The organism is Vibrio sp. T20, assembly GCF_007858795.1.
GTDB lineage: Bacteria > Pseudomonadota > Gammaproteobacteria > Enterobacterales > Vibrionaceae > Vibrio > Vibrio satsumensis.
Window position 1 is genome coordinate 72,107 of the sequence record NZ_VFEB01000061.1, and the last position, 23,007, is coordinate 95,113.

Annotated in this window: 18 protein-coding genes; 14 read left to right on the forward strand and 4 right to left on the reverse strand. The window is 45.5% G+C overall.

What is annotated here, in order from left to right:
- The first annotated feature begins 19 nt into the window (after positions 1–19).
- The 4 genes from FTW16_RS04780 to FTW16_RS24870 all read left to right on the forward strand — a co-directional run bounded on the left by FTW16_RS04780 (position 20) and on the right by FTW16_RS24870 (position 4,368).
- Entirely contained in the window at positions 20–916 is an 897-nt protein-coding gene (locus FTW16_RS04780; protein ID WP_146490256.1) for a 2-hydroxy-3-oxopropionate reductase, read from the forward strand.
- Between the two features lie 340 nt (positions 917–1,256).
- Positions 1,257–2,567, forward strand: coding sequence for a glycerate kinase (locus tag FTW16_RS04785; protein WP_146490257.1), 1,311 nt, complete (start codon positions 1,257–1,259; stop codon positions 2,565–2,567).
- Between the two features lie 208 nt (positions 2,568–2,775).
- Entirely contained in the window at positions 2,776–3,390 is a 615-nt protein-coding gene (locus FTW16_RS04790) for a TetR/AcrR family transcriptional regulator (RefSeq protein WP_146490258.1), read from the forward strand.
- A gap of 144 nt (positions 3,391–3,534) precedes the next feature.
- The gene (locus tag FTW16_RS24870; protein ID WP_222433356.1) at positions 3,535–4,368 is read left to right on the forward strand and encodes a type II secretion system protein; all 834 of its coding nucleotides are present in this window, start codon (positions 3,535–3,537) and stop codon (positions 4,366–4,368) included.
- A gap of 158 nt (positions 4,369–4,526) precedes the next feature.
- Here the strand turns inward: FTW16_RS24870 and FTW16_RS04800 are convergent, their stop codons facing one another.
- Together FTW16_RS04800 and FTW16_RS04805 are read right to left on the reverse strand one after the other, a co-directional pair.
- The gene (locus FTW16_RS04800; RefSeq protein WP_017067343.1) at positions 4,527–6,002 is read right to left on the reverse strand and encodes a Na+/H+ antiporter NhaC family protein; all 1,476 of its coding nucleotides are present in this window, start codon (positions 6,000–6,002) and stop codon (positions 4,527–4,529) included.
- Between the two features lie 17 nt (positions 6,003–6,019).
- Positions 6,020–7,363: a glutamine synthetase family protein gene (locus FTW16_RS04805; protein ID WP_146490259.1), complete on the reverse strand. Its 1,344-nt coding sequence runs from the start codon at positions 7,361–7,363 to the stop codon at positions 6,020–6,022.
- Positions 7,364–7,705: 342 nt separating this feature from the next.
- On the opposite strand from FTW16_RS04805, the gene FTW16_RS04815 reads away from it, so the two are divergent.
- The 8 genes from FTW16_RS04815 (at position 7,706) to gabT (ending at position 16,644) form a co-directional block, all read left to right on the forward strand.
- Positions 7,706–8,452 carry a gamma-glutamyl-gamma-aminobutyrate hydrolase family protein gene (locus FTW16_RS04815; RefSeq protein WP_146490260.1) on the forward strand — a complete coding sequence of 249 codons (747 nt, stop codon included), beginning with the start codon at positions 7,706–7,708 and terminating at the stop codon, positions 8,450–8,452.
- Between the two features lie 16 nt (positions 8,453–8,468).
- A complete protein-coding gene (gene puuR / locus FTW16_RS04820) occupies positions 8,469–9,026 on the forward strand; it encodes an HTH-type transcriptional regulator PuuR (protein WP_017065011.1) in 558 nt (185 codons plus the stop codon).
- Between the two features lie 36 nt (positions 9,027–9,062).
- Complete coding sequence (locus FTW16_RS04825; RefSeq protein ID WP_146490261.1) at positions 9,063–10,547, forward strand: aldehyde dehydrogenase; 1,485 nt, start codon at positions 9,063–9,065, stop codon at positions 10,545–10,547.
- Positions 10,548–10,576: 29 nt separating this feature from the next.
- Positions 10,577–11,854: an NAD(P)/FAD-dependent oxidoreductase gene (locus FTW16_RS04830; RefSeq protein WP_123296986.1), complete on the forward strand. Its 1,278-nt coding sequence runs from the start codon at positions 10,577–10,579 to the stop codon at positions 11,852–11,854.
- 21 nt (positions 11,855–11,875) lie between these two features.
- On the forward strand, positions 11,876–12,742 hold the full coding sequence (aguB, locus tag FTW16_RS04835; RefSeq protein ID WP_017067340.1) for an N-carbamoylputrescine amidase: 867 nt from the start codon (positions 11,876–11,878) through the stop codon (positions 12,740–12,742).
- 11 nt (positions 12,743–12,753) lie between these two features.
- On the forward strand, positions 12,754–13,836 hold the full coding sequence (aguA, locus tag FTW16_RS04840) for an agmatine deiminase (RefSeq protein ID WP_146490262.1): 1,083 nt from the start codon (positions 12,754–12,756) through the stop codon (positions 13,834–13,836).
- A 93-nt stretch (positions 13,837–13,929) separates the two neighbouring features.
- Positions 13,930–15,357, forward strand: a complete 1,428-nt coding sequence (locus FTW16_RS04845) for an NAD-dependent succinate-semialdehyde dehydrogenase (RefSeq protein ID WP_186728026.1) — start codon at positions 13,930–13,932, stop codon at positions 15,355–15,357.
- A gap of 15 nt (positions 15,358–15,372) precedes the next feature.
- Positions 15,373–16,644: a 4-aminobutyrate--2-oxoglutarate transaminase gene (gabT, locus tag FTW16_RS04850; protein WP_146490264.1), complete on the forward strand. Its 1,272-nt coding sequence runs from the start codon at positions 15,373–15,375 to the stop codon at positions 16,642–16,644.
- Positions 16,645–16,706: 62 nt separating this feature from the next.
- On the opposite strand, the gene FTW16_RS04855 is transcribed toward gabT, so the two are convergent.
- Together FTW16_RS04855 and FTW16_RS04860 are read right to left on the reverse strand one after the other, a co-directional pair.
- Positions 16,707–17,957: a sensor histidine kinase gene (locus FTW16_RS04855; RefSeq protein ID WP_146490369.1), complete on the reverse strand. Its 1,251-nt coding sequence runs from the start codon at positions 17,955–17,957 to the stop codon at positions 16,707–16,709.
- Positions 17,958–18,007: 50 nt separating this feature from the next.
- Positions 18,008–18,712, reverse strand: a complete 705-nt coding sequence (locus tag FTW16_RS04860) for a response regulator transcription factor (protein ID WP_146490265.1) — start codon at positions 18,710–18,712, stop codon at positions 18,008–18,010.
- A 197-nt stretch (positions 18,713–18,909) separates the two neighbouring features.
- Between FTW16_RS04860 and FTW16_RS04865 the strand changes: the two genes are divergently transcribed.
- Both FTW16_RS04865 and FTW16_RS04870 read left to right on the forward strand, forming a co-directional pair.
- The gene (locus tag FTW16_RS04865) at positions 18,910–19,743 is read left to right on the forward strand and encodes an efflux RND transporter periplasmic adaptor subunit (RefSeq protein ID WP_146490266.1); all 834 of its coding nucleotides are present in this window, start codon (positions 18,910–18,912) and stop codon (positions 19,741–19,743) included.
- A 2-nt stretch (positions 19,744–19,745) separates the two neighbouring features.
- The gene (locus FTW16_RS04870) at positions 19,746–22,790 is read left to right on the forward strand and encodes an efflux RND transporter permease subunit (RefSeq protein WP_146490267.1); all 3,045 of its coding nucleotides are present in this window, start codon (positions 19,746–19,748) and stop codon (positions 22,788–22,790) included.
- Positions 22,791–23,007: the final 217 nt, after the last annotated feature.

Here is a 23,007-nt window from a genome sequence, read left to right on the forward strand (position 1 = left end):
AAACGTTAAGGAGAACAACATGTCTAAAATTGCATTTATCGGAACTGGCATCATGGGTAAACCTATGGCGAGTAACCTACAAAAAGCGGGCCACGATATCTTTTTATCAGACCACTTCAATGCAGCTCCTGCTGATCTGGTCGCAGCGGGCGCAACAGTTTGTCACTCACCCGCTGAAGCCGCAGAACAAGCCGATGTCATTATCCTAATGGTGCCAAACACACCTCAAGTTGAAGACGTACTGTTTGGTAGCAACGGAGTAGAGCAAGGCCTAGCAGCGGGCGGTGCGACTGGAAAACTGGTTATCGATATGAGTTCAATCTCGCCTATCGCGACTAAGGCCATTGCCGCTCGTATCAATGAAGGTGGCGCTTCTTACCTAGATGCTCCGGTATCGGGTGGTGAAGTCGGTGCTATCAATGCCGCACTGACCATTATGGTTGGTGGCGAGCAAGACGCCTTTGACAAAGCTCGTCCGCTATTCGAAATCATGGGTAAGAATATTACGCTAGTGGGTGATAACGGGGCTGGCCAAACGTGTAAGGTTGCTAACCAGATAATTGTTGCTCTAAATATTGAAGCGGTTTCCGAAGCCTTGGTATTTGCCTCAAAAGCCGGTGCTGATCCAGCTCGTGTACGTCAGGCACTATTGGGTGGCTTTGCTAACTCTAAGATCCTGGAAGTTCATGGCGAGCGTATGGTTGAAGGCACATTTGACCCAGGTTTTAGAATCTCGCTTCACCAGAAAGATCTGAACCTTGCGCTAACGGGCGCACAAGAGTTAGGTGTCGCACTACCGAATACGGCTAACGCTCAAGAGTTATTTGGCGAGTGTGCCGAAATGGGCGGTGAAGGCTGGGACCATTCTGCGCTTATCCAAGCGATAGAGAAGCGTTCTGACCACTCTATTCGCTAATATCCGTAACGATTAATCCGTCTCAATTCATTGGCTTTTGTCGCTGTAGTGGCTTTGTTGTAAAGCTTTGTCGCTTCAGTAGGGCTAAGGCCAATGAATCTGGGCTGCCATTACATGTAATGTCGAATTGTGAATCTACTTTGCGCCTCGACAGAGCTGCGATGTGCGAGCCCACCAGTTTCAAACAGTTTGTTTATAAATCGCGTAGTTTCGTCTCCTTTTATACGCGTTCCTGATACGAGGCAGAGGTTGAAGTTGTTCCTTTCCAACTTAATCTTAGCAGGCACCCTTTCGCCTTGTATCGGGGTTCTTTTTTTCTCCGTCAACTAAGGAGTGGCTGATGGACATTGATGCTAAGCAGTTTCTGCAAACCCTTTTCTCAAGTGCTGTAAATGAGGCACTACCAAAAAATCACATCGAACCTTTTCTACCTCAAGACATTTTTTATCGCTCTGCTAATCAAGCTGGGCGCACTGTCGTGATCGGAGCGGGAAAAGCTGCAGCGTCAATGGCGGCGGAGCTTGAAGTCGTATGGCAAACAAAGAAGCAACAAGATCTTGCACTGCGTGACCTTGAAGGTTTGGTCGTGACTCGCTATGAGCACACGGCTCCTTGCGAACACATTGAGGTGATTGAAGCGGCGCACCCAGTTCCAGACGCGATGGGTTTAGAAGTGAGTCAACGTATGTTGCAACTCGTCAATGATCTTAGCGCTGATGATACTGTGATCTGCTTGTTGTCGGGTGGAGGCTCTGCGTTATTGAGTTTACCGGGTGGTGATATCAGTTTGGCAGAGAAGCAACAAATAAATAAAGCGCTGCTTAAGTCGGGTGCAGCCATTGATGAGATGAATTGCGTTCGTAAGCATTTATCTTCAATCAAAGGTGGTCGACTTGCCAAAGCGGCCTACCCAGCAAGAGTTGTGTCTTTGGCAATATCTGATGTGCCGGGAGATGATATTAGTGTGATTGCCTCTGGCCCAACCGTACCTGATACCACCACTCGCTTTGATGCAATGGCAATCTTAGAACGCTACCAAATTGAAACACCACGCTCGGCATTTGAATGGCTCAATAACCCTGAGTCAGAAACCGTTAAGCCGGATGATGTGTGTTGGAAGAATGCAGAGCACCATATTATCGCTACTCCAATGTCAGCATTAGAATCTGCCGCTGCAGAAGCTGAAGGTTTGGGGATCCCCGCTTACGTGTTGAGTGACTGTATTGAAGGGGAAGCGCGAGAAGTGGCGAAGGTTCATGCTGCTCTGGCTAAGCAAATTGCTAACAATAAGCACCCATTTGAGACGCCTTGCGTGATACTTTCTGGTGGTGAAACCACGGTAACCGTTAAAGGAAATGGTCGTGGCGGGCGAAATTGTGAATTCCTTTTAAGCTTGTATAACGAGCTAAAAGGACAGGAAAACATATTTGCTTTAGCAGCTGACACTGATGGCATTGATGGTGTTGAAGACAATGCGGGCGCATGGATCACGCCTCAAACATGGCAACAAGGTTCGAGCCTGTCGCTTAAAGCCGATGACTACCTAGATGCCAACAACAGCTACGACTTCTTTAAGCAAGTCGGTGTGTTACTGAGCACGGGGCCGACGCTAACCAACGTGAATGATTTCAGGGCTATATTGATTTTTTAGTCTGAAAACTCGTTTGTTGTGAGTTGAGCTCAGAGTGTTCAAATGGTCGCCGGTGTACTGACATCAAGGCGGCCATTTTGATTTTCTCGACGCTGTCAGTGTTTCGTCAGATGAGATAAGCGCTGGGGTTGAGTTATGGCATTATCTTCTGGACTAATGAAGCACGTTGATTACTATGGCTTAAGTAATGAGCTGTAAAGGATGCAATATGTCTAGGATCAGACAAAAGAATCAAGATTTAATCATTGAGGTCGCGTGTGAACAATTCGCCACTCATGGTTATGCCGCAACAAAAATGGCTGATATCGCAAAAGCGGCCGACATTCCCAAACCTAACGTATTCTATTATTTCAGCTCTAAAGATAAGCTCTACAACGCTGTGCTTGAAACCGTCACTCAGCCCTTGCTAGAAGCATCTCGTCCGATTGAAGAGCTCAGCGATCCTGTTGAAGCTTTGTCTCAATATATTCAAACCAAGCTGATTATTTCTCGCGACCATCCACATGCTTCTAAAGTATTTGCCAATGAAGTGATGTCGGGCGCGAAAGTGCTGCCGAAAGAGATTGGCGATGAGCTGTATAAGCAATCGCAGATGATTCTTGATAAGTTCTCAACGTGGTCAGCACAAGGTTTAATGGATGACGTTCCTGCGCACCACCTGATGTTTACCATCTGGGCGGCTACCCAAACCTACGCCGATTTTGGTTGGCAGATTTGCAGCGTGATGCAGAAAGAGCAGCTCGATGACAAAGATTATGAAGAAGCCGCTGAGTTTATCACCCAGCTAGTTATTAAAGGTTGCGGTGTGAAAGGAAAGTCTTAGTTAACATGGGCTTGGAGTGAATCCCTCATTCATACTTTGTTACATATGATGTCCCATTAAAATTATAAGTACGCTGTACCACAAGTTTGTTTTTATAGTATCTTGTTCCTTATTATCTGTTTTAATAGTTTCTAAGTAGGCAAGATGAAAAGCTCTAAGGGTTTTACACTGATCGAACTGGTGTCTGTGATTGTTCTTTTAGGTGTACTCGCCGTAACCGCTGCCCCTCGTTTTCTTAATTTTTCTAGTGATGCAAAAGACTCAGTCTTGTTTGGTTTAAAAGGAACGCTGCTTTCTGGTCTAGATATCGTTTACTCAGAACATAAAGTGGCGGGAGAACCGAACGAACTTGAGGTAAACGGTGAGATGTTGAGTTTTTGGGATGAAGAGACTCAACAGAGATCAGAATACCCTTTAGCGTCGTCAGCATTAGAGTGTGAATCGATTTGGAATGTAATAACGACAGGCATTCGAGCAAGCGTTGATAGTATAGATTCAGATTCGTTGGTTGCTGTGTTTGATGCGCAAAATGCTGCGTGCCAGTACTATTATTACAACGCCCCAGTTCTGTCTTCTGCAAGCGCGATGGCAGGAGCTTCAAATCAAAGTTTTAGCTCTCATGGTTTCTTAACTTACGTCGTTGGCACTAGAGGTGTTGAAATCGGTGATGGTGGTGGCTCGATGCCTGTAGACCCTGTAGACCCTGTAGACCCTGTAGACCCTGTAGACCCTGTAGACCCTGTAGACCCTTTAGACCCTGTAGACCCGGATCCCGAACCAGACCCAGGACCAGATCCTAAGCCACCTTGGGAAAGGCCGTGTTGGGATGACGATAGCGTTGGGGCCAATGACCGAGATCGTGAACCGTGTGAAGATGATGAGCCGGAAGACCCAGAGGACCCTTGCGACAGATGGGACCGAAGAGATAACGAGACCTCTCCATTCGATCGAGACTGGGAGCCTTGTGACGATGATTGAACTACGCACCTGATTGCGGATTAAAGTGATTGAAAAGCTAATTAGTAGCAGTAATAGCTTTAGACTTTTTGGTCGTTGTTAGTTGATTCCAATAAAAAAAATGCCTTATCGTAGAATAAGGCATTTTTGTTTACGCTTGTATTTTAGCTGTATGAGGCTTAGCCAACTAACAAGAAGAAGAGAGCTGTTGCGACAATACCTATCAATGCGTAGGGGAATTGAGTGGTTGCGTGTTGCATTGAGGTACATCCGGAACCTTGAGCTGACAATACCGTTGAGTCACTAAAGAAACATGAGTGACTGCCCGCTGCTGATGCCGAAAGCAGAGCCGCAATAGTTAAATGTAGAGGTACGCCAAGTTGTTCGCCTAGAGGCAATACGATTGGCATAGCAACTGCAAAAGTTCCCCAAGAAGATGCGGTAGCAAACACCAATGCACCGGTGATCATAAAGATAATTGCTGGGAAGTAAGATGCTGATAGATAAGGGCTTACTGTCTCGATGACATATTGTGTCACTCCTAGAGAATCATTCACAGACTTCAGCATGAATCCACCAATCACCGTTGCCAATGGCAGCAGCATGACTTTGATTCCGTCGTAGACAGCTTCAAACATATCATTCATTGAGATTAGACGTTGAACACCATAGAAGCAGATAGTAAAGATAATTGCGACAAATACGCCTGCTAATAGATCAATACCGAAGTACCAGCTTGCACCAACTAACACCACCATAGGCAATAGGAAGTTGATTAATCCCATCGTTGGGTTGGTGTGCGCTGTAATATCTGCGCCAAAGTCGATGTCTGTTGCACCGTCAGGACGTACTTGACCTTTCTTCGCTCGTTCCTCAGCCTGCTTCATTGCGCCTAAATCCGGCATCTTTTCTAACGCAACGAGAAGGACGATTATCAGCGTAACCCAGCCATAAGCCATGTATGGAATCGCTTCAATATATGCTTTGATACCCTCACCAGCTTCAGCCACTCCATTCGCTTCAAGCAGTGAGCTAAAGAAAATAGCCCATGTTGATATTGGCACCAGAATACAAATCGGCGCAGCGGTGGAATCGACTAGATAAGATAGTTTTTCACGGGAGATGTTGTATCCGTCAGTAATCTTCTTCATCGATGATGAGATAGCGATCGCGTTCAGATAGTCATCAATAAAGATCATGATGCCGAGGAAAAAGGTCATCAGCATAGATTGTTTACGGCTCTTAACCTTTGTGACCAACATATCTGAAAAGCTTAAAATACTGCCGCCTTTTTCGAGAATTGCGATTAATCCCCCCATCAGTCCGCAAACTAGAACGATCCATGCAATGGTTTCGTTCATCATTACATCCATCGATATGCCGACAATTTGCTCAACGGCTTGCGCAGGATTGAGTAGTAGTACACCAGCGATGGTACCACTAAAAAGCGCCTCTACGGTGCGGTGTGTAGTTAGGGCGAATACCAAAACAAGTGCGGTAGGGAGAAGGCTCATCCATCCATAGGCCTCTCCTTCTTGGTGGTTCAATCCAATTGATGTGAAGAAAATGAAAGTCGCGACAACCAATAGAGATACCATGATGTGTTGACTGTTGATCTTCAGCGGCGCGTCCAACGCCTTAGTTTGCGTAGTCATACGTGTAGTTCCTTTGTTTATGCTGAGTGCAACATCCAGTCGATTTCTAATGGAGTGATGGCGCGTTCAAACTCCGCCAGTTCACTTCGTTTACAAGCTAAATATAGATCGACAAACTCTTTAGAGATGTACGGGGTCAGCTCACTGCGTTCTAGCTGATCGAGAGCTTCAGACATACGCAGAGGTAAGTCTATTGCATCATCACTGAGGGAGTTAGGACATTGGTCTTTGGTATAGTTTTCACTCGCTAATACTGCGGATAGTACTACTGCAGCGAGAATGTAAGGGTTAACGTCAGCTCCCGCAATGCGGTGTTCAATTCGGCGATTGTTGCTGTCGCTGATAGGAACACGAAGTGCGACACCACGATGGTTCTCGCCCCAGTCTGCTTTCGTTGGCACGTAAGCTCCTGGAACAAAGCGGCGGTAAGAGTTAACGTTAGGGCAAATCAAGGCCATGGAATCGGATGTTTGAGCAAGCATCGCGGCCATGGTTTGATAAAAGAGATTACTGGGTTCACCATCTTGTTGGCTGAAGTGGTTATTGTCGTTGGAATCCACCAAGCTAAGGTGGATGTGCATACCGTTACCAGCTTGCTCACTAAATGGCTTAGCCATGAAGGTAGCATCGAAATCATGTTGATTAGCAATTTGACGAATTAGGCGTTTGACGATGATGATTTCATCACACACTCGTAGTACATCTTTAGAGTGGTTGAAGTTAATTTCGAATTGTCCTGGGGCGGATTCAGATAGTGCACCCGAAGTATTTAACCCTTGTTCTTGAGCGACTTTATTAAGATCGGTCAAAAAGTCTGCGTAATCATCCAAACCATCTAAGTCATAGACTTCGGTATCTTTTTCTCGTGATTTTTTGTTTGGGTTGATGGCTGTTTGGAGTGCTCCCATCTCACCCCGCTTCCTGTCTATTAAGTAAAACTCTAGCTCCAAGGCAACACATGGATGTTGATCTTTAGCGTGTAACTTTTCGAGAATTTCACTGACGATATTACGAATAAAGAGCGGGTTTGGGGTGTGGGCTGACTCATCCATCATACTCAACATTATTTGGCCCACTTGCTCTTTAGCGGTAGGCATCAATGTATCCGCAATTGGGAAACACATGTTGTCTGGTTCTCCCAATTCTTCACCTAACCCTGCTGTTTCAACCACGTTACCTTTGGTATCTAAAGTAATTGTCGAGAGGGGAAGAGCTACTCCTTTATGCAGCTTGTGTAGTGCACTTACTGGGATGCGCTTGCCTCTTGGTGTGGCATTGATGTCGGTAAAAATCAGATCAACAAACTCGATGTTGGGCCATTTTTGTCGAAAATTTTTAACTTCCTGTAGATACGATTCCATTGTGTTCTCCAACTAGCCTCTATTTGGTAAATTAAAAGTAACAAAAAAGAAACAAGTCAATTGTACTAATTAGACTAAAGTCTAGTTTTAAAGGTTATTTCCTTTTAATACATAAGCTTGCGTTGATTGTTTTGAAATTTACAATTTTATTGAAAGATGTTTTTGTTAACTATTTTGTAACAGTTGATTGTGTTTTGCTCAATATAATGTCCAAAATTAGTCGTTTTTTTGACCAAAAAAGTGGGTTTGGTCACGCTTTGGTCATAATATCGAACATCGGTGTTGATAATTTTGTACATGATTTGTAGTGTAAGTGTTAAATAAATCGAACACGGAAGTAACATGTCTAGAACAAGCAAACCCATTATTGGAATTGTTAGTTGCGCTAAAGAATTGGGTGGCTATCAAATACAGGCAGTGAATAATTTTTACCTCACGGCTGTGAAAGACTTTGGTGGGTTGCCACTGATATTGGCTCCGGATATGGCAAGTGAAGACGTTGAGAGTCTTCTTAACATCTGCGACGGTTTTTTATTTCCGGGGAGTCACTCAAATGTGGCACCACATCATTACAACGGCACTCATGAAGAGTCTAAGAAAGATGAAGCTCGAGATGAGCTTTCCTTTACTTTGATTCGTCAAGCGATAGACAAAGACATTCCGTGTTTTGGTGTTTGCCGTGGATTTCAAGAGATGAATGTTGCTCTGGGAGGCTCACTGAACCCAGCAGTTCATGATTCAGGTTTCAACGACCATAGAGAGAGTGAGGTCGAAGACTTTGAGGAAAAGTACGCTCCATCACACGCGGTGTTGGTGCAAAAACAAAGTTTGTTTGAGAAATGGCTGACTGAAAATCATTGGGAAAACACTATCTTTTTTGAGGTTAATACTCTTCATAACCAAGGGGTTGACCAATTAGCTCCCCAACTGACTGTGGAAGCTAAAGCACCGGATGGTTTAGTGGAAGCGTTTAGTCTTCCAGGGCAAAAATTCTTTGTTGGCGTGCAGTGGCACCCAGAATGGAAAGCAAAAACGAATCATTTCTCTCAAATTTTGTTTAAAGAATTTATGATGGCGGCCTCTCTATAAGTTAGGAGCCACCTACATGGACAACCAAGAGATTGGTAAAAATATTGTTCGATTAAGAAAAGAACATGGATTGTCACAACGAGAATTAGCTGAACGAGCAGGTATTACACATAGCGCGATCTCTTCGATTGAGAATGCGAAGGTAAGCCCTTCAGTAAGTTCGTTGCAAAAAATAGTGAATGTTTTTTCTTTATCTCTTTCGGAGTTTTTCACACTTGAACAACCCAAAAGCGATGAAGTGAAGGTTGTCGTTGCACCTGAAGAGTTGGTTGAAATGGGCAGTGAGTCGGTTTCAATGAAATTGGTAACCAACGGCAGCAAAGAACAGGTAATTGGATTTTTGATTGAAGAGTACGCCCCCCACGGCACAACGGGTGCGGCGGAAATTAAACATGAAGGCGAAGAGATCGGCACTATTTTAGAGGGTGAAATCACTCTGGAATACAAAGAGCAATCTTTTGTCCTTAAACAAGGTGAATCGTACATTATTGATACGACGCAGCCGCACAAGTTTACAAATCACACAGACAAGGCTTGTCGAATGATAAGCGCGCATACGCCAACCACATTCTAAGTGGGCCTTGCCTTGTTGTGATAACAAGGAGAGCGTATGAAAACCCAAGAACAATGGATTGAACTGAAAAACAATCTAAACATTGAAAATCGTGCCTTTATTAATGGCGAATATAGCGCAGCTATCAGTGGAAAAACTCTAGATGTTGTTAACCCGGCTACCGACGAGACACTGACCCAGATAGCTCGTTGCCAAGAAGAAGATGTTGAGCTTGCGGTAACATGTGCTCGTCAAGCTTTCCTTTCTGGTGAATGGAGCAACAGTGCTCCGTCATATCGCAAAGCGGTACTCAGCCAATTTGCAACGCTGATTGACCAACATCGTGAAGAACTTGCGTTGCTGGAAACCCTAGATACGGGTAAGCCAATCAGCCACAGCGTGTCAACCGATATCCCTGGTGCTGCAAGTGCACTGCGTTGGTATGCAGAAGCCATCGATAAAGTGTATGGGGAAGTCGCGCCAACGGAACAAGATGTACACGCCTTTGTTTCTCATCAAGCTATCGGTGTTGTTGCAGCGGTAGTTCCATGGAACTTTCCATTATGGTTAGCTTGCTGGAAACTTGGCCCTGCATTAGCAGCAGGTAATAGCGTTATTCTTAAACCCTCTGAAAAATCTTCTCTCACTGCTATTTATATTGGTCAACTCGCCAATCAAGCAGGCTTACCACGTGGCGTTTTTCAAGTCGTTACTGGTTTTGGCCATGAAGCCGGTGATGCTTTAGCGAAACACCATGACGTCGACTGTATTGCATTTACGGGTTCCACTCGTATTGCTGGTCAATTAATGGTTCGTTCTGGTGAAACCAATCTTAAGCGTGTGTTTGCTGAGGCTGGTGGTAAGAATGCCAATATCGTATTTGAAGACTGCGAAGACCTCGATCGTGCAGCCGCAGAAACCGCTGGTGGTTGCTTCTATAACCAAGGCGAAGTCTGTGTCGCTGCAACTCGTTTATTGGTGCACGAAAGCATCAAAGATCGCTTTGTTGATAAAGTCATTTCTGCGGCTCAATCCTTTATGCCGAAAGACCCAATGGACACCTCATCTTCGATGGGAGCGCTCATCGATCAAGGTCACAAATCAAAAGTGCTTGAATATATAGAGCTTGGCCAAGCGGAAGGTGCAGTTCTTCGTTGCGGTGGTGATGTTGAAGGCAAAGGTGCATTTGTTGAGCCGACCATTCTTGATAACGTTGACAATAAAATGCGTGTCGCCCAGGAAGAGATCTTTGGTCCTGTACTTTGTGTTATCTCATTTAAAGATGAAGCTGAAGCCGTCGCAATCGCCAATGACTCAAAATACGGTTTAGGTGCGGCGCTTTGGAGCGACAACATTAACCGCGTACACCGTGTAGCTAAACAGCTTCAAGCAGGTTCTGTTTGGGTGAACAACTACAACGAAGGTGATATGACCGTCCCTTTTGGTGGGTTCAAAATGAGTGGTAACGGCCGTGATAAGTCACTGCACGCCATCGAAAAATTCACAGAAACCAAAACCACTTGGATTCGCCTTCACCCATAGCCGGCTATGATTAATAAAGGAATATCACTATGAATAAGCATACGGATTCGTTTTACGCCCACTCTATCCCGAACATGCCAGAGTTCCCACAACTGCAAGACAACATTGAGTGTGATGTGTGTGTGGTTGGGGCTGGGTTTTCAGGTTTATCCTCAGCTCTTCATTTGGCAGAGAAAGGTTTTAAGGTAGTGGTACTAGAGAGTGCCAAAGTCGGTTTTGGAGCAACTGGTCGTAATGGTGGACAGATCGTCAATAGCTACAGCCGAGATGTTGATGTGATTGAAAGCCGTTATGACCAACCCCAAGCTAAAGCCCTGTGTGACATGATTTTCGAAGGCGGGGATGTCATTCGTGGCCTAATTGAAAAATACGATATTGAGTGTGACCACAAACGCGGTGGCCTATTTACGGCGCTAAACAAAAAGCAGTTAAAAGGTTTAGAGCATCATAAGAAAAACTGGGAGCGATATGGCAATGACCAGCTCACCATGTTGGATGCTAGCCAAGTAGAAGAGGCGGTTGGTACTCAAGCTTACACCGGTGGCTTGCTTGATATGCGAGGTGGGCACATTCATCCGCTTAAACTCGCATTGGGGGAAGCCGCAGCATTTGTTTCTCTTGGTGGTCAAATTTTTGAACAGTCAGCGGTAACGTCCATTGAAAAAGGCGCGAATCCTGTTGCAAGAACAGCGAGCGGTAGCGTGAAGAGTAAATACTTGGTGTTAGCAGGCAACGCCTACTTAGGTGGGTTGGCTCCGAATATCAGTAACAAAGCCATCCCATGTGGAACTCAAGTCGTGGCGACAGAGCCGCTTACCGATGAGCAACTAAAACAGGTTTTACCAAGTGACTACTGCGTTGAAGATTGTAATTACTTACTGGACTATTTCCGATTGAGTGCCGACAAACGCTTGTTGTTTGGGGGGGGGGTGGTTTATGGCGCTCGTGACCCTCAAGACGTTGAGTCTCTGATTCGTCCTAAGCTAGAAGGTATTTTCCCTCAGCTTAAAGGTATCAAGATTGATTACACATGGACTGGTAACTTCTTACTTACCTATTCACGTATGCCGCAGTTCGGCGCATTCGACGACAATATTTATTATTTGCAAGGCTACAGTGGTCATGGTGTTACCTGTACTCACTTGGCTGGCAAGTTATTGGCAGAAGCCTTAACAGGGCATGCCGAACGATTTGATGCCTTCGCACAACTCAAGCACTACGCCTTCCCTGGTGGACGTCACTTCCAAATACCATTCACAGCAGTTGGCGCAGCGTATTACAACCTAAGAGATAAACTGGCTATCTAACCGGACGATAAGGAACATCCAATGAGTAGAGTAGTAAAATTCGCGGCCCTGCAACTGACCAAAAGCTGGGATCTGGAAGATAACCTAAATAAAGCTAAGCAAGCGATTCGTGAAGCTGCGAGTAACGGTGCCAATGTGGTTTTGCCGCAGGAATTGTTCGCTGCCCCTTACTTTTGTAAGAAGCAAGAAGCTAAGTATTTTGAGTTGGCCGAGGAAGTAGACAATTGTCTGTTGATAACAGAGATGAGTGCATTGGCAAAAGAACTCGGGGTCGTGATTCCAGTTAGTTATTTTGAAAAAGCGGGCAATACCTTCTTTAACTCATTAGTGATGATTGATGCCGATGGCACTGTGCTAGATAACTACCGCAAATCACACATCCCGGATGGTCCGGGTTATAGCGAAAAATACTATTTTAGTCCTGGAGATACTGGTTTCAAAGTATGGCAAACCCAGTTTGGTAAGTTCGGCGCTGGTATTTGCTGGGATCAATGGTTTCCCGAGCTTGCTCGTAGCTTAGCGTTACACGGTGCAGAAGCCATTTTTTACCCAACCGCTATTGGCAGCGAACCACAAGATCCAACTTTAGATTCTCGTGATCACTGGCAACGCACTATGCAAGGCCATTCCGCCGCAAACTTGGTTCCTGTGATTGCGTCTAATCGCGTAGGCACAGAATGTGATGATGGCATTGAAACTACATTCTACGGTTCTTCTTTTATTACCGATCATACTGGTGGCAAGTTGGCAGAAGCGCCACGTGATGAGGAAGCTATCATTTACGCGGAGATTGATTTAGCCGCAACGGCTCAAGCGCGTCACTCGTGGGGGCTGTTCCGTGACCGCCGCCCAGATCTATATGGCTCTGTGGGCAAACTAGCAGTTTAAAGGGGAAGACTATGCAGTTATCGACAACACCACTGCAAGATGGGTTCTACTTTCCAGCTGAGTTTCATCCTATTGAAGAAGTTTGGTTGGCTTGGCCAGAAAGACGAGACAATTGGCGTGATAACGCCCTTCCTGCCCAGCAAACATTCGCTAGCATTGCGAATGCGATAGCAGAAGTGACTAAGGTTTGTGTCGCCGTGAGTGCGAAGCAATTTGATAAGGCGAGAACATTGCTTCATTCAGATATTCGGCTTGTTGAAATCCCATTCAATGATGCGTGGATGCGTGATATTGGGCCCACAGTGTTGGTGAATCAAGACGGCGAGCGTCGTGGAATCAACTGGCAGTTTAACGCTTGGGGTGGTGACTATAATGGCCTCTATGAAAACTGGCAGCAGGACGACCTAGTGGCTAGTTCAGTATGTGACATTATCGGGATTGATCACTACAACGCCCCATTCGTTTTAGAGGGGGGCTCAATTCATACTGATGGCGAAGGTACGCTCTATACAACAGAAGAGTGTTTGCTTAGTCCGGGACGCAACCCTGAGTTGAATCAACAACAGATAGAAACACATCTCAAAGAATATCTAGGTATTGAAAAGGTCATTTGGCTGCCTAAAGGACTATTCGATGATGAAACTGACGGACATGTTGATAATTTGATGCATGTAATTGCCCCGGGGAAAGTGGTATTGAGTTGGACAGATGATCCATCAGACCCACAATTCGCATTATCTCGTCAGGCGGAACAAGTGTTAAAAGATCAATCTGATGCTAAAGGTCGAGAGATTGAACTCATCCGTTTACCGTTGCCAGGGCCTTTGCACTATAGCGAAGCAGAAGCAAGCGGAATTGATAAAAGTGATGGAATGACACGTGATGCAGGGGAAAGGTTAAGTGCTTCTTATGCCAACTTTCTTATCGCGAATGGTTATGTGTTTTTGCCATTGCTCGATGATAGAACTGACGAGCAGGCAATAAAAATATTGCAGCAAGCGATGCCTGAACATCAAGTCGTTGGTATACCAACGCGTGAGGTTTTGCTGGGTGGAGGTAACATCCACTGCATTACTCAGCAGATCCCTGCTTAGGAAAATCATTATTAAAACAATGAGCTATTGGTCTTCTGCTTGGTAGAGTAACTATCAGTAGACGCCAAGGTAAAGCTGTCAAAAGGAATCCCCATGCAACAAATTAAAAATCAATCATTGCTGTCGTTTATGGTGCTAAATCAAGACCAAAGTATTGCTGTAAGTAACCCCGCGACGGGTGAAATACTTGGTTATGCACCAGTGTCATCTGAACATGACATTTTAGGTGGGGTCGAGCGTGCAAGTGTCGCGCAAAAAGAGTGGGCTTTGCTGCCAGCCAAAACCCGTTCTGGTTTGCTACAAAAATGGTATCAGTTGTTACTTGAAAATAAGGAAGATCTAGGTCGCCTGATGACGTTAGAGCAAGGCAAACCATGGGCAGAAGCACAAGGTGAGGTGTTGTACGGCGCAAGCTTTATCGAGTGGTTTGCTGAAGAAGCGAAGCGTACCTATGGTGAGACAATCCCTGCGCCAAGTAGCGACAAACGCCTTGTTACGATTAAACAACCTATTGGAGTAGCTTGTGCGATTACTCCGTGGAATTTTCCTATTGCAATGATAACTCGTAAGGCAGGTCCAGCACTTGCAGCTGGCTGTAGTTTTATTGTGAAACCGTCTGAATCCACACCGTTATCTGCTTTTGCTGTAGCTGAGCTAGCATATCAAGCGGGCATTCCTCGTGATGTACTGCAAGTGGTCTTGGGAGCGAATTCTCGTCAAGTTGGCGGTATTTTTACCTCACACCCTCTGATTCGTAAGCTCTCTTTCACGGGCTCTACGCAAGTTGGAAGAGTGCTGATGCAGCAAAGTGCAAACGACATCAAGCGAACGTCAATGGAGCTTGGTGGAAATGCACCATTTATCGTATTTGATGATGCAGATATTGATGCGGCTGTGCTTGGTGCAATGGCGTCTAAGTTTCGTAATGCCGGTCAAACCTGCGTCTGCGCTAACCGTTTTTATGTACATAACAAGGTGTACGATGAGTTTGTTGAAAAATTCGATGCAGCAGTGCAGCAGCTTAAAGTAGGCAATGGTCTAGAAGAGGGGGTAAATGTTGGTCCGGTAATCAGCGAATCAGCAAAACAAGGTATTCAGTCTCTCATTGACGGTGCAATCGACCAGGGCGCGAAACCAGTTACTGAGCCGAAAACTCTTGATGGTCTATTCATGCAACCTGTCGTTCTCAAAAACGTTACGCATGATATGGATATTGTCTCGCAAGAGATCTTTGGCCCGGTCGCTCCGGTGATCAAATTTGATGATGACCAACAGCTTATCGAAATGGCTAACGACACTATCTATGGCTTAGCGTCTTACTTCTATAGCCAAAATATCCACCGTGTATGGAAGATAGCAGAAGCGCTGGAATACGGCATGGTAGGAATTAACGAAGGCATGATCTCTACCGAGGTGGCCCCTTTCGGTGGAGTTAAGCAGTCCGGTATCGGGCGTGAAGGGGCAAAACAAGGTATCGATGAATATATGAGCATCAAATATCTCTGCTTTGGCGGCAACTAATCAAAGGACATGACAATGACAAATCAACAACTACATCAAAGAAGAAGCCAAGTTATCGCTCAAGGTATGGGCGCACTGTACCCACTTTATGTTGAAAAAGCAGAGAATGCTCACGTGTGGGATGTGGATGGAAATAAATATATCGACTTTGCTGCTGGTATCGCGGTGACGAATACAGGGCATGCAAATAAGCGTATCAACGAAGCGGTAAAGGCTCAACTGGATAACTTTTCACACACTTGTGCGATGGTTACGCCGTATGCCTCCTTTGTTGAACTGGCAGAAAAGCTCACAGGACTCACCCCCGGTGACAGTGATAAAAAAGCAATTTTCCTGACAACAGGAGCTGAAGCGGTTGAGAATGCTGTGAAAGTAGCGAGAGCTCATACTGGCCGCAGTGGTGTGATTGCTTTTAAAGGTGGCTTCCATGGCCGCACTAATATGACCATGGGGCTAACGGGTAAAGTCGCGCCTTACAAAGCGGGCTTTGGCCCATTTCCAAATGAAATTTTTCATGCACCTTATCCAAATGCCTTTCATGGCGTAAGCACAGAACAGAGCCTGCAAGCGTTAGATGATTTGTTTGCGTGTGATATTGAGCCATCACGTGTGGCGGCGATAATCTTTGAGCCTGTGCAAGGTGAAGGCGGCTTCTATCAAGCCCCTGCGGAGTTTGCTCAAGGCTTGCGTGAGTTGTGTGACAAACACGGTATTATGCTTATCGCGGATGAAATCCAAACGGGCTTTGCGCGCACGGGTAAAATGTTTGCAACTGAATATCTGGGTATTGAACCCGACATGATCACAATGGCAAAAGGTATTGCGGGTGGTTTCCCTATCTCTGCGGTAGTGGGAAAATCCGATGTTATGGATTCGGCACTGCCAGGTGGTTTAGGTGGTACTTACGCTGGCTCTCCGTTGGGTTGTGTGGCTGGTCTAGAAGTCCTAAAGATTATCGAAGAAGAGCAATTGTGTGCTAAAGCAATGGGCATTGGTGAGGTAGTGAATGCCCGCATGAGCAAGTTACAGGAATCGGTTCCAGCTATTGGTGAAATACGTACCACTGGAGCGATGATGGCAATTGAGTTTACCGATCCAGAATCAGGCAAACCATTGCAGGACTTAACTAAAGAGGTAATAGCGAAAGCACAAGAGAATGGTCTTATTTTGCTTTCGTGTGGTGTAAAAGCGAATGTAATTCGTCTGCTTCCACCATTAACTATCGAATCTGAAGTTCTGAGTGAAGGCTTAGATAAGCTTGAGAAAATTATTCTTGAAGTGGCGTAGGTTTCTTCAATCTTAAATGTAAAAGGACATCCTTCGATGTCCTTTTTTGTATCTGGTGGCTATTAATGCATTTTCTTTGCAAAAGTCGCAGTGCAGCCCGCGGGATGTAGGCTCGTGTCCGACTGGACGTTATCTATCAGTGTGGATGTCCAGCCGTAACTGTCTCCGATGCGTTTTACGATGATGAGCCCAAGACCGTGTTCCGTTTTTGTATCATCATTCAGCCCTGAGCCGGTATCTGAAACCGAAATCGTGTTGGAGTTGATGCTCACTACTATCTTACCTTGTGTGGTAAATCGAATCGCATTTTCAATGTAGTTCTTAAGCACCATATTGACGATTGTCAAAGGCATGTTAAGCGTAGTATTTGGCTCAATGTTTAACTGTAGCTCAGCATCTGGAGCCAACATCGTGTGGTACTTCGATAAATCGATAGCGGCTTCATCGATAGCCGTTAGTGTATTTTCGGCGGAAGAGTTCTCTTGCTTAACAATGTTCAGTAGCACTTTAACAGTAGTACTCATGCCATTGGCGGCTCCAAGAATACGTTGTCGTTGCTTAGCTTGAAATACAGGATCATCGGGTTTCATGGCTTGCAACTCTGCAGCGCCAATAACAATTGAGATCGGTGTTTTCAATTCGTGGCTAGCGTATTTCGCAAACATCATCTCTTGTTTGGCAAGCCTGCCTTTCATTGTCGAGTAACTGTTGAGGTGCGAGGTGAGCATCTGCAACTCATCAACCGTGTGGTCGGGTACTTTGAAGTTGTCAGATTCAAGTTTAGTGAGCTGAGTACTGAGCTCCGAAATAGGCGCCATCAGTTGGTCGAATACTCGCTTAAGTGTAATCCGCAATACTATGATCAGACCGATCATCAACAGCGTAGAAATCGCCATCAATACGCCCCAACTGTCGTCCCATAAGTCCATATCAAATGAGCTTATAGTAATGTAAGTCGGGATGGTTTCTCCTTGGTCTTGAAAAGCAAAGTGGTAGACGATAACCCCGGGAATAATAATATCTTCTTCGGAAAGCTTGAACTCAAAACGCTGTCGATCGACCGTTTCTAGTGCCATTTGCGGAAGCTTTTTCAGTTGGTCGGTAAAATCGGTTTCACCATAGTAGGCCGTTACGTTTTCCGACAGCTTGAGGCTGCCTTCAGGTGAAAGGCTTTTGTAGAATTGTTCTGCCACACCTTTAAATGATTTTAGGTGGCTCTCAATTTGAGCTTCTTCTTGCCACACTAAACGTAGCGAGAAAACGAAAAAGACAATGCATGAAGAGACAAGTGCGATGACCGAAAACGTTCGCATAGTGCGAATTCTGACATCCTCAATTGAGTTGCCTAGCTTTGTGCGAATTTTCATGAGGATTGAGGCTCATTGTTAGACGCAAGTAATTGAAAACCGTGTTTAGGAATGGTCTTGAGCATAGGAAAATCGAAGGGTTTATCGAGCACATTTCGTAATAGGTAGATATGGCTTCGGAGCACATCTTTGTCTGGAATGTCATCCCCCCACAGCATGTAGATCAAACTATCGCGAGACACGACGCCACCTTGAGCTTTGACTAACTCTCTCAAAATCTGAAACATGATAGGGGTTAGGTTGAGTGATTGACCACTTCTTGATGCGGTATGTGTTTTTTCATCGATGATCACTTCACCAAAGCTCAACGACTTTTTGGCGACTAAGCCTTTATTACGTTTGATTAGCGCACAAAGGCGAGCCTCTAATTCAGGAAACTGAAAAGGTTTGGTTACGAAGTCGTCGGCACCTGAATCAAAGCTACTTAATAGATCTTCTTGGCCATTCAATGCTGTTAGCATCAATATTGGAGTGGTTACGCCATTTTGGCGTAACTTAGACGCCACTTGCATTCCGTCAAGCTTGGGCAGCATTACATCGAGAATGATAGCGTCGAAGTCGTTTTCCATCGCAAGTTTGAAACCTTGCTCGCCATCAGAAGCGAAGTCTGCCACGGCCTCTTTTACTTCTAAGAAGTCGGCAATAATGCCTTGTAGTTCGATATTGTCTTCAACAACCAAAATACGACTGCGTTCAAGCATCGCTCTGCTCCCACCCCAAATATACGGTCAGTAAAAATGTAGCCTATCCAAAATTATGTCGAATTTATGTCTAATTGATAGTGTTGCGCACAAAAATACAACGCCATCAGATTATTTTTCATTGTCGAACCGACTTCGACTTTAATTCGACAAAGCGAATTCAACAATAGTTCACATCAATAGGTGAGGGTTGAATTATGAACACTAAAATTATCACGCTTGCAGTTCTTCTGGGAGTCTCCACAACTCAAATATCAATAACTCAAGCAACGGAGTTAATCGGACATGTTCAAGGTTTAAATAAACACAGTGTCGTGGCAGAGGTGCCCGGTGTGGTCGAGATGAATAACCTTGAAGTGGGTGATGCGGTAAACCAGCAACAGATACTGGCTCAGATAAAAGCCGATGATTTTAAGTTTAGCGTGAACAAAGCCAAAGCAAACCTAGCTCTGGCTGAGGCGGATCTCGCATTGCGCAAAGCGACCTACAATCGCTATCAAGCACTCATCAAAAAGAACAGCCTCTCATTAGGAGAGTTAGACACCGCGCGTGCAGAGTTTCTTAGCGCCAAAGCCGCGGTTTCCGTCGCGAAAATTGAATACCAACAATCGCAAGTGGATCTTGAAAACACTCAGATTGAATCCTTAATCTCGGGGTACATCTCCAATAAACCTGCGCAATCAGGCGCTTGGGTGAGCGAGGGAGATTTGCTTTATGAAGTGGTCAACATCGACAAAGTGACTCTGTCATTCATGGCGAGTGAGTATGACTTAAAGCATTTTACCGTTGGTCAGGAAGTGGTGGTGTGGTCTGAAACTAACCCTGAAATCAAGATGGAAGCGAACGTGCAGCGCATTGGCGTCGAGATGCAAAACTCAACCTATCCGGTACTCGTAGAAATCACCAACCAAGGCCATCAGTTCAAACCGGGCATGTCGGTTTATGCCTCGACCGACCTTTCTATGCAAAGCATGACAACCGCTCAAACAAAATCGAATCAAATTGCATCAAATGAAGGAAAAGGGCTGTAACAATGAACTTTCTAGCATACTTCGCCAAACGTCAGTTCTTGGCTCGTATCATCACGGTTATGGTGCTGTTAACCGGTGCTATGTCGTTAATGCAGCTCAATTTACAAGAGTACCCAGATGTTGCGATGGACACCGCAGAAATTGAAACCATCTATCCCGGTGCAACGGCTCAAGACATCGAATTAAACATTACTAACCCAATAGAGAAAGAGCTTCGCTCAGTGGATGGTATTGCGTATTTTTCGTCTGAATCTTCAGAAGGGCGGTCTTTCATTGAGGTTGAATATCTGCCCGGTGAAGATGCCGCAGTGATCTTGCGAGACATTCAACAAGCAGTCGATCGAGTGGGTAATCTGCCGAAAGATATTGATTCGCCGCCAGTAGTGACTCAGCCAAAAACCTCTTCTTTGGACGTGTACCATTTTGGCGTCAGCCTAGCGGGTAACAATACAGATTCGGCGTCTTTGCAGCACTACGCCTATCAGTTAGAAAAGAAAATCAACAACCTTGGCGGTGTTGGTTCTATCATTATGTCTGGCTTTAATGAGCGAGAGTTTTGGGTTGAGGTCGATCCTGAAAAAGCGCGTCGTTATCAAGTTGCTTTCGACGATATCAGCACCGCGATAGAGCAGCACAACCTGTCGCAATCGGGAGGCTTTGTTGAGTCGTGGAGTCAAGAACAGAAGATCGTCACCATGACCAAAGTGGAGTCGACGGACGATGTGTCTAACATCGTGATTAAGGCGTTGGATTCTGGTCAAGTTGTGCGAGTTTCTGATGTCGCGACAGTCATTGATACCTTTGCTCGAGCAACGCAAGCTCCAGTCATGAGCGGCAAGCCTGCAGTCATTTTCTCAATCACCAATAGCGGCAATGCCGATGTGATCGCCACCATCGATAGCATCAAGGCATTGTTGGACAAAGAGATCGAGCGCATTGGTGGCCAATTCATTTTCCAGACAAGCCTAGATCTTGGTAAAGACATGGGCGAGAAGTTCTCTATCGTGGCAACCAACGGGGCGATAGGTTTAGTGCTGGTTCTACTGATCTTGAGCATGATCTTGCAGCGTCGCGTGGCTTTCTGGGTATCGGTCTCTATTCCATTTTGTGTGTTTGGCGTGATGATGGTTCTGCCAATCATGGGGCTGAATTTAGATAGCATCACATTGGCTGCGTTGTTGTTGGTGATCGGTATTATCGTCGACGACTCAGTGATCATTACTGAGAGTATTTTCCAAGAGAAGGAAGCGGGTAAAACAGGCGTCGATGCTGCGGTGTCGGGTACTTTAAAAGTGATTAAGCCATTGATGGCAAGCCTAGTGACAACTGCATTGGTGTTTATTCCTATGATGTTCATACCGGGCACCATGGGTAAAGCCGTCGCAGTGATTCCAATTACGGTTATTGCAGCATTAGTGTTCTCATTTATCGAATGTACGTTAACGCTACCTGCTCACTTATCTTCTGCAAAAGAGAACACCAAAAAAGTCGAAGAAAAAGACCGTTTTGAATGGATTTCTAACCAATATCGTTCATTGCTGAATGTGGCACTGAACTACAAAAAATCGGTTATCGCATTGGCCATCGTTGGTTTCGTCGCTTCAGGTTATTTAGTCTCTTCGTTGAAAGTGGATATCTTCCCGACAGAAGCGGGCAAATACATTGATGTGTATACCGAGGTAAAGGCTGGAACTCCGTTATCCCAAGTACGAGAGGCTCATCAAGCTATTGAACAAGCGATTGAATCTCTGCCTCAAACCGAGCTAGTCAGCTATGAACTGACTTACTCGTCGCCAGTATCACAAGGCATCATCAACTTAACGAACTTTGATCAGCGCAGCCGTTCTGCTGAGCAGATCATTACTGCACTGAATGAAGAGTTGGCGTCGTTGTCTGATGAGATGTTTATTAAGTTCTCAATTGATGCTGGTGGTCCGCCTCCGGGTGACCCGGTTGAAGTCCGCGTGCTTGGCGGAACGGAGAGCGAGCGCAACCAAACGGTTGATTTGGTGATGGCTTGGTTAGAAGACTACCAAGGGGTAACCAGCATTAATCACAGTGAAGCTCTGAAAGATCCCCAGCTTAATATTGTTCCTCAGTATCACTGGTTGGCGAAATACAACCTAACCGTGACTGATCTATCGAATGCGCTGCGTGTCGGATTTGATGGTAACAGCGTGACATCCACCTGGCTTGGTGACCAAGAAGTCGATATTCGAGTGGTATTGGACGAGCAGTTCCGTGATATAGAGAAACTGAAAACCACAAAGATATACACGGCAGACGGACAGCAAGTGCCACTGAGCCGCTTGGCTATGGTTGAGCAGATAGAAATCCCGCGTCTTATCAAACACTACAATGGTGAGCGTGAGGTGACGGTTTCTGCGGGTTTGTCTGACGAGAGTATCAGCTCTGTCGCGTTAGCCGGTGAGTTAGTGACTGAGCTTGCAGGCCAATACCCAGCAAGTGTGACAATTAATGTCGGCGGCGAAGCGGAAAGCACCAATGAAACCATGAGCGGTTTTATGGTGGTGTTCCCTGCGGCGATGGTGGCGATCTACTTTGTATTGGCAGTGATGTTCAACTCACTACTGCAACCACTGCTTATTATGGCCGTTATCCCGTTTGCGATTATGGCTTCATTGATGGCACTCGTGGTTCACATGCAGCCGATGTCTTTGTTTGGATTGATTGGTGTACTTGGGATGACGGGTGTTGTGGTCAACAACTCACTAGTGTTGATAAACCGAATCAATGAGCTAAGAATCGAAGGTTTAGAGGTGATAACGGCGGTGACTCAAGCGGCGGTCAGTCGTCTGCGTCCGATTGTAATGACGTCACTGACCACAGTTGCAGGCCTGCTACCTCTAGCTTACGGGTTAGGTGGAACGGATGTGTTTATGGGCCCGATGTCGCTCACACTGGGCTATGGTTTGTTGTTCTCATTACCCGTTGTACTGTTGGTGATTCCTGCTATGTATGCGTTGTTCTTTTCTAAAGGCTCGGTTTCGAGAACTAAGGACAGTTTGCACGCAGAGAGTGCGTAGTACGCCAACATCAACGAGGCGTGAAGCTCGGTTTTGTGACTTGTTGTGCAATTACATATTTATCTTGAATCTGGCTCGATTAGGTATGCCATTTCATTTAAATAACAGGTTATAGTGTCGCGAAAATTTGCGGCACTTACTGTTCTTAAAAGCGAATAGCTCAGAACGAAAAGTGAAGCTCTTAACAATATTACACGCACAACATATAGGTTTAGCA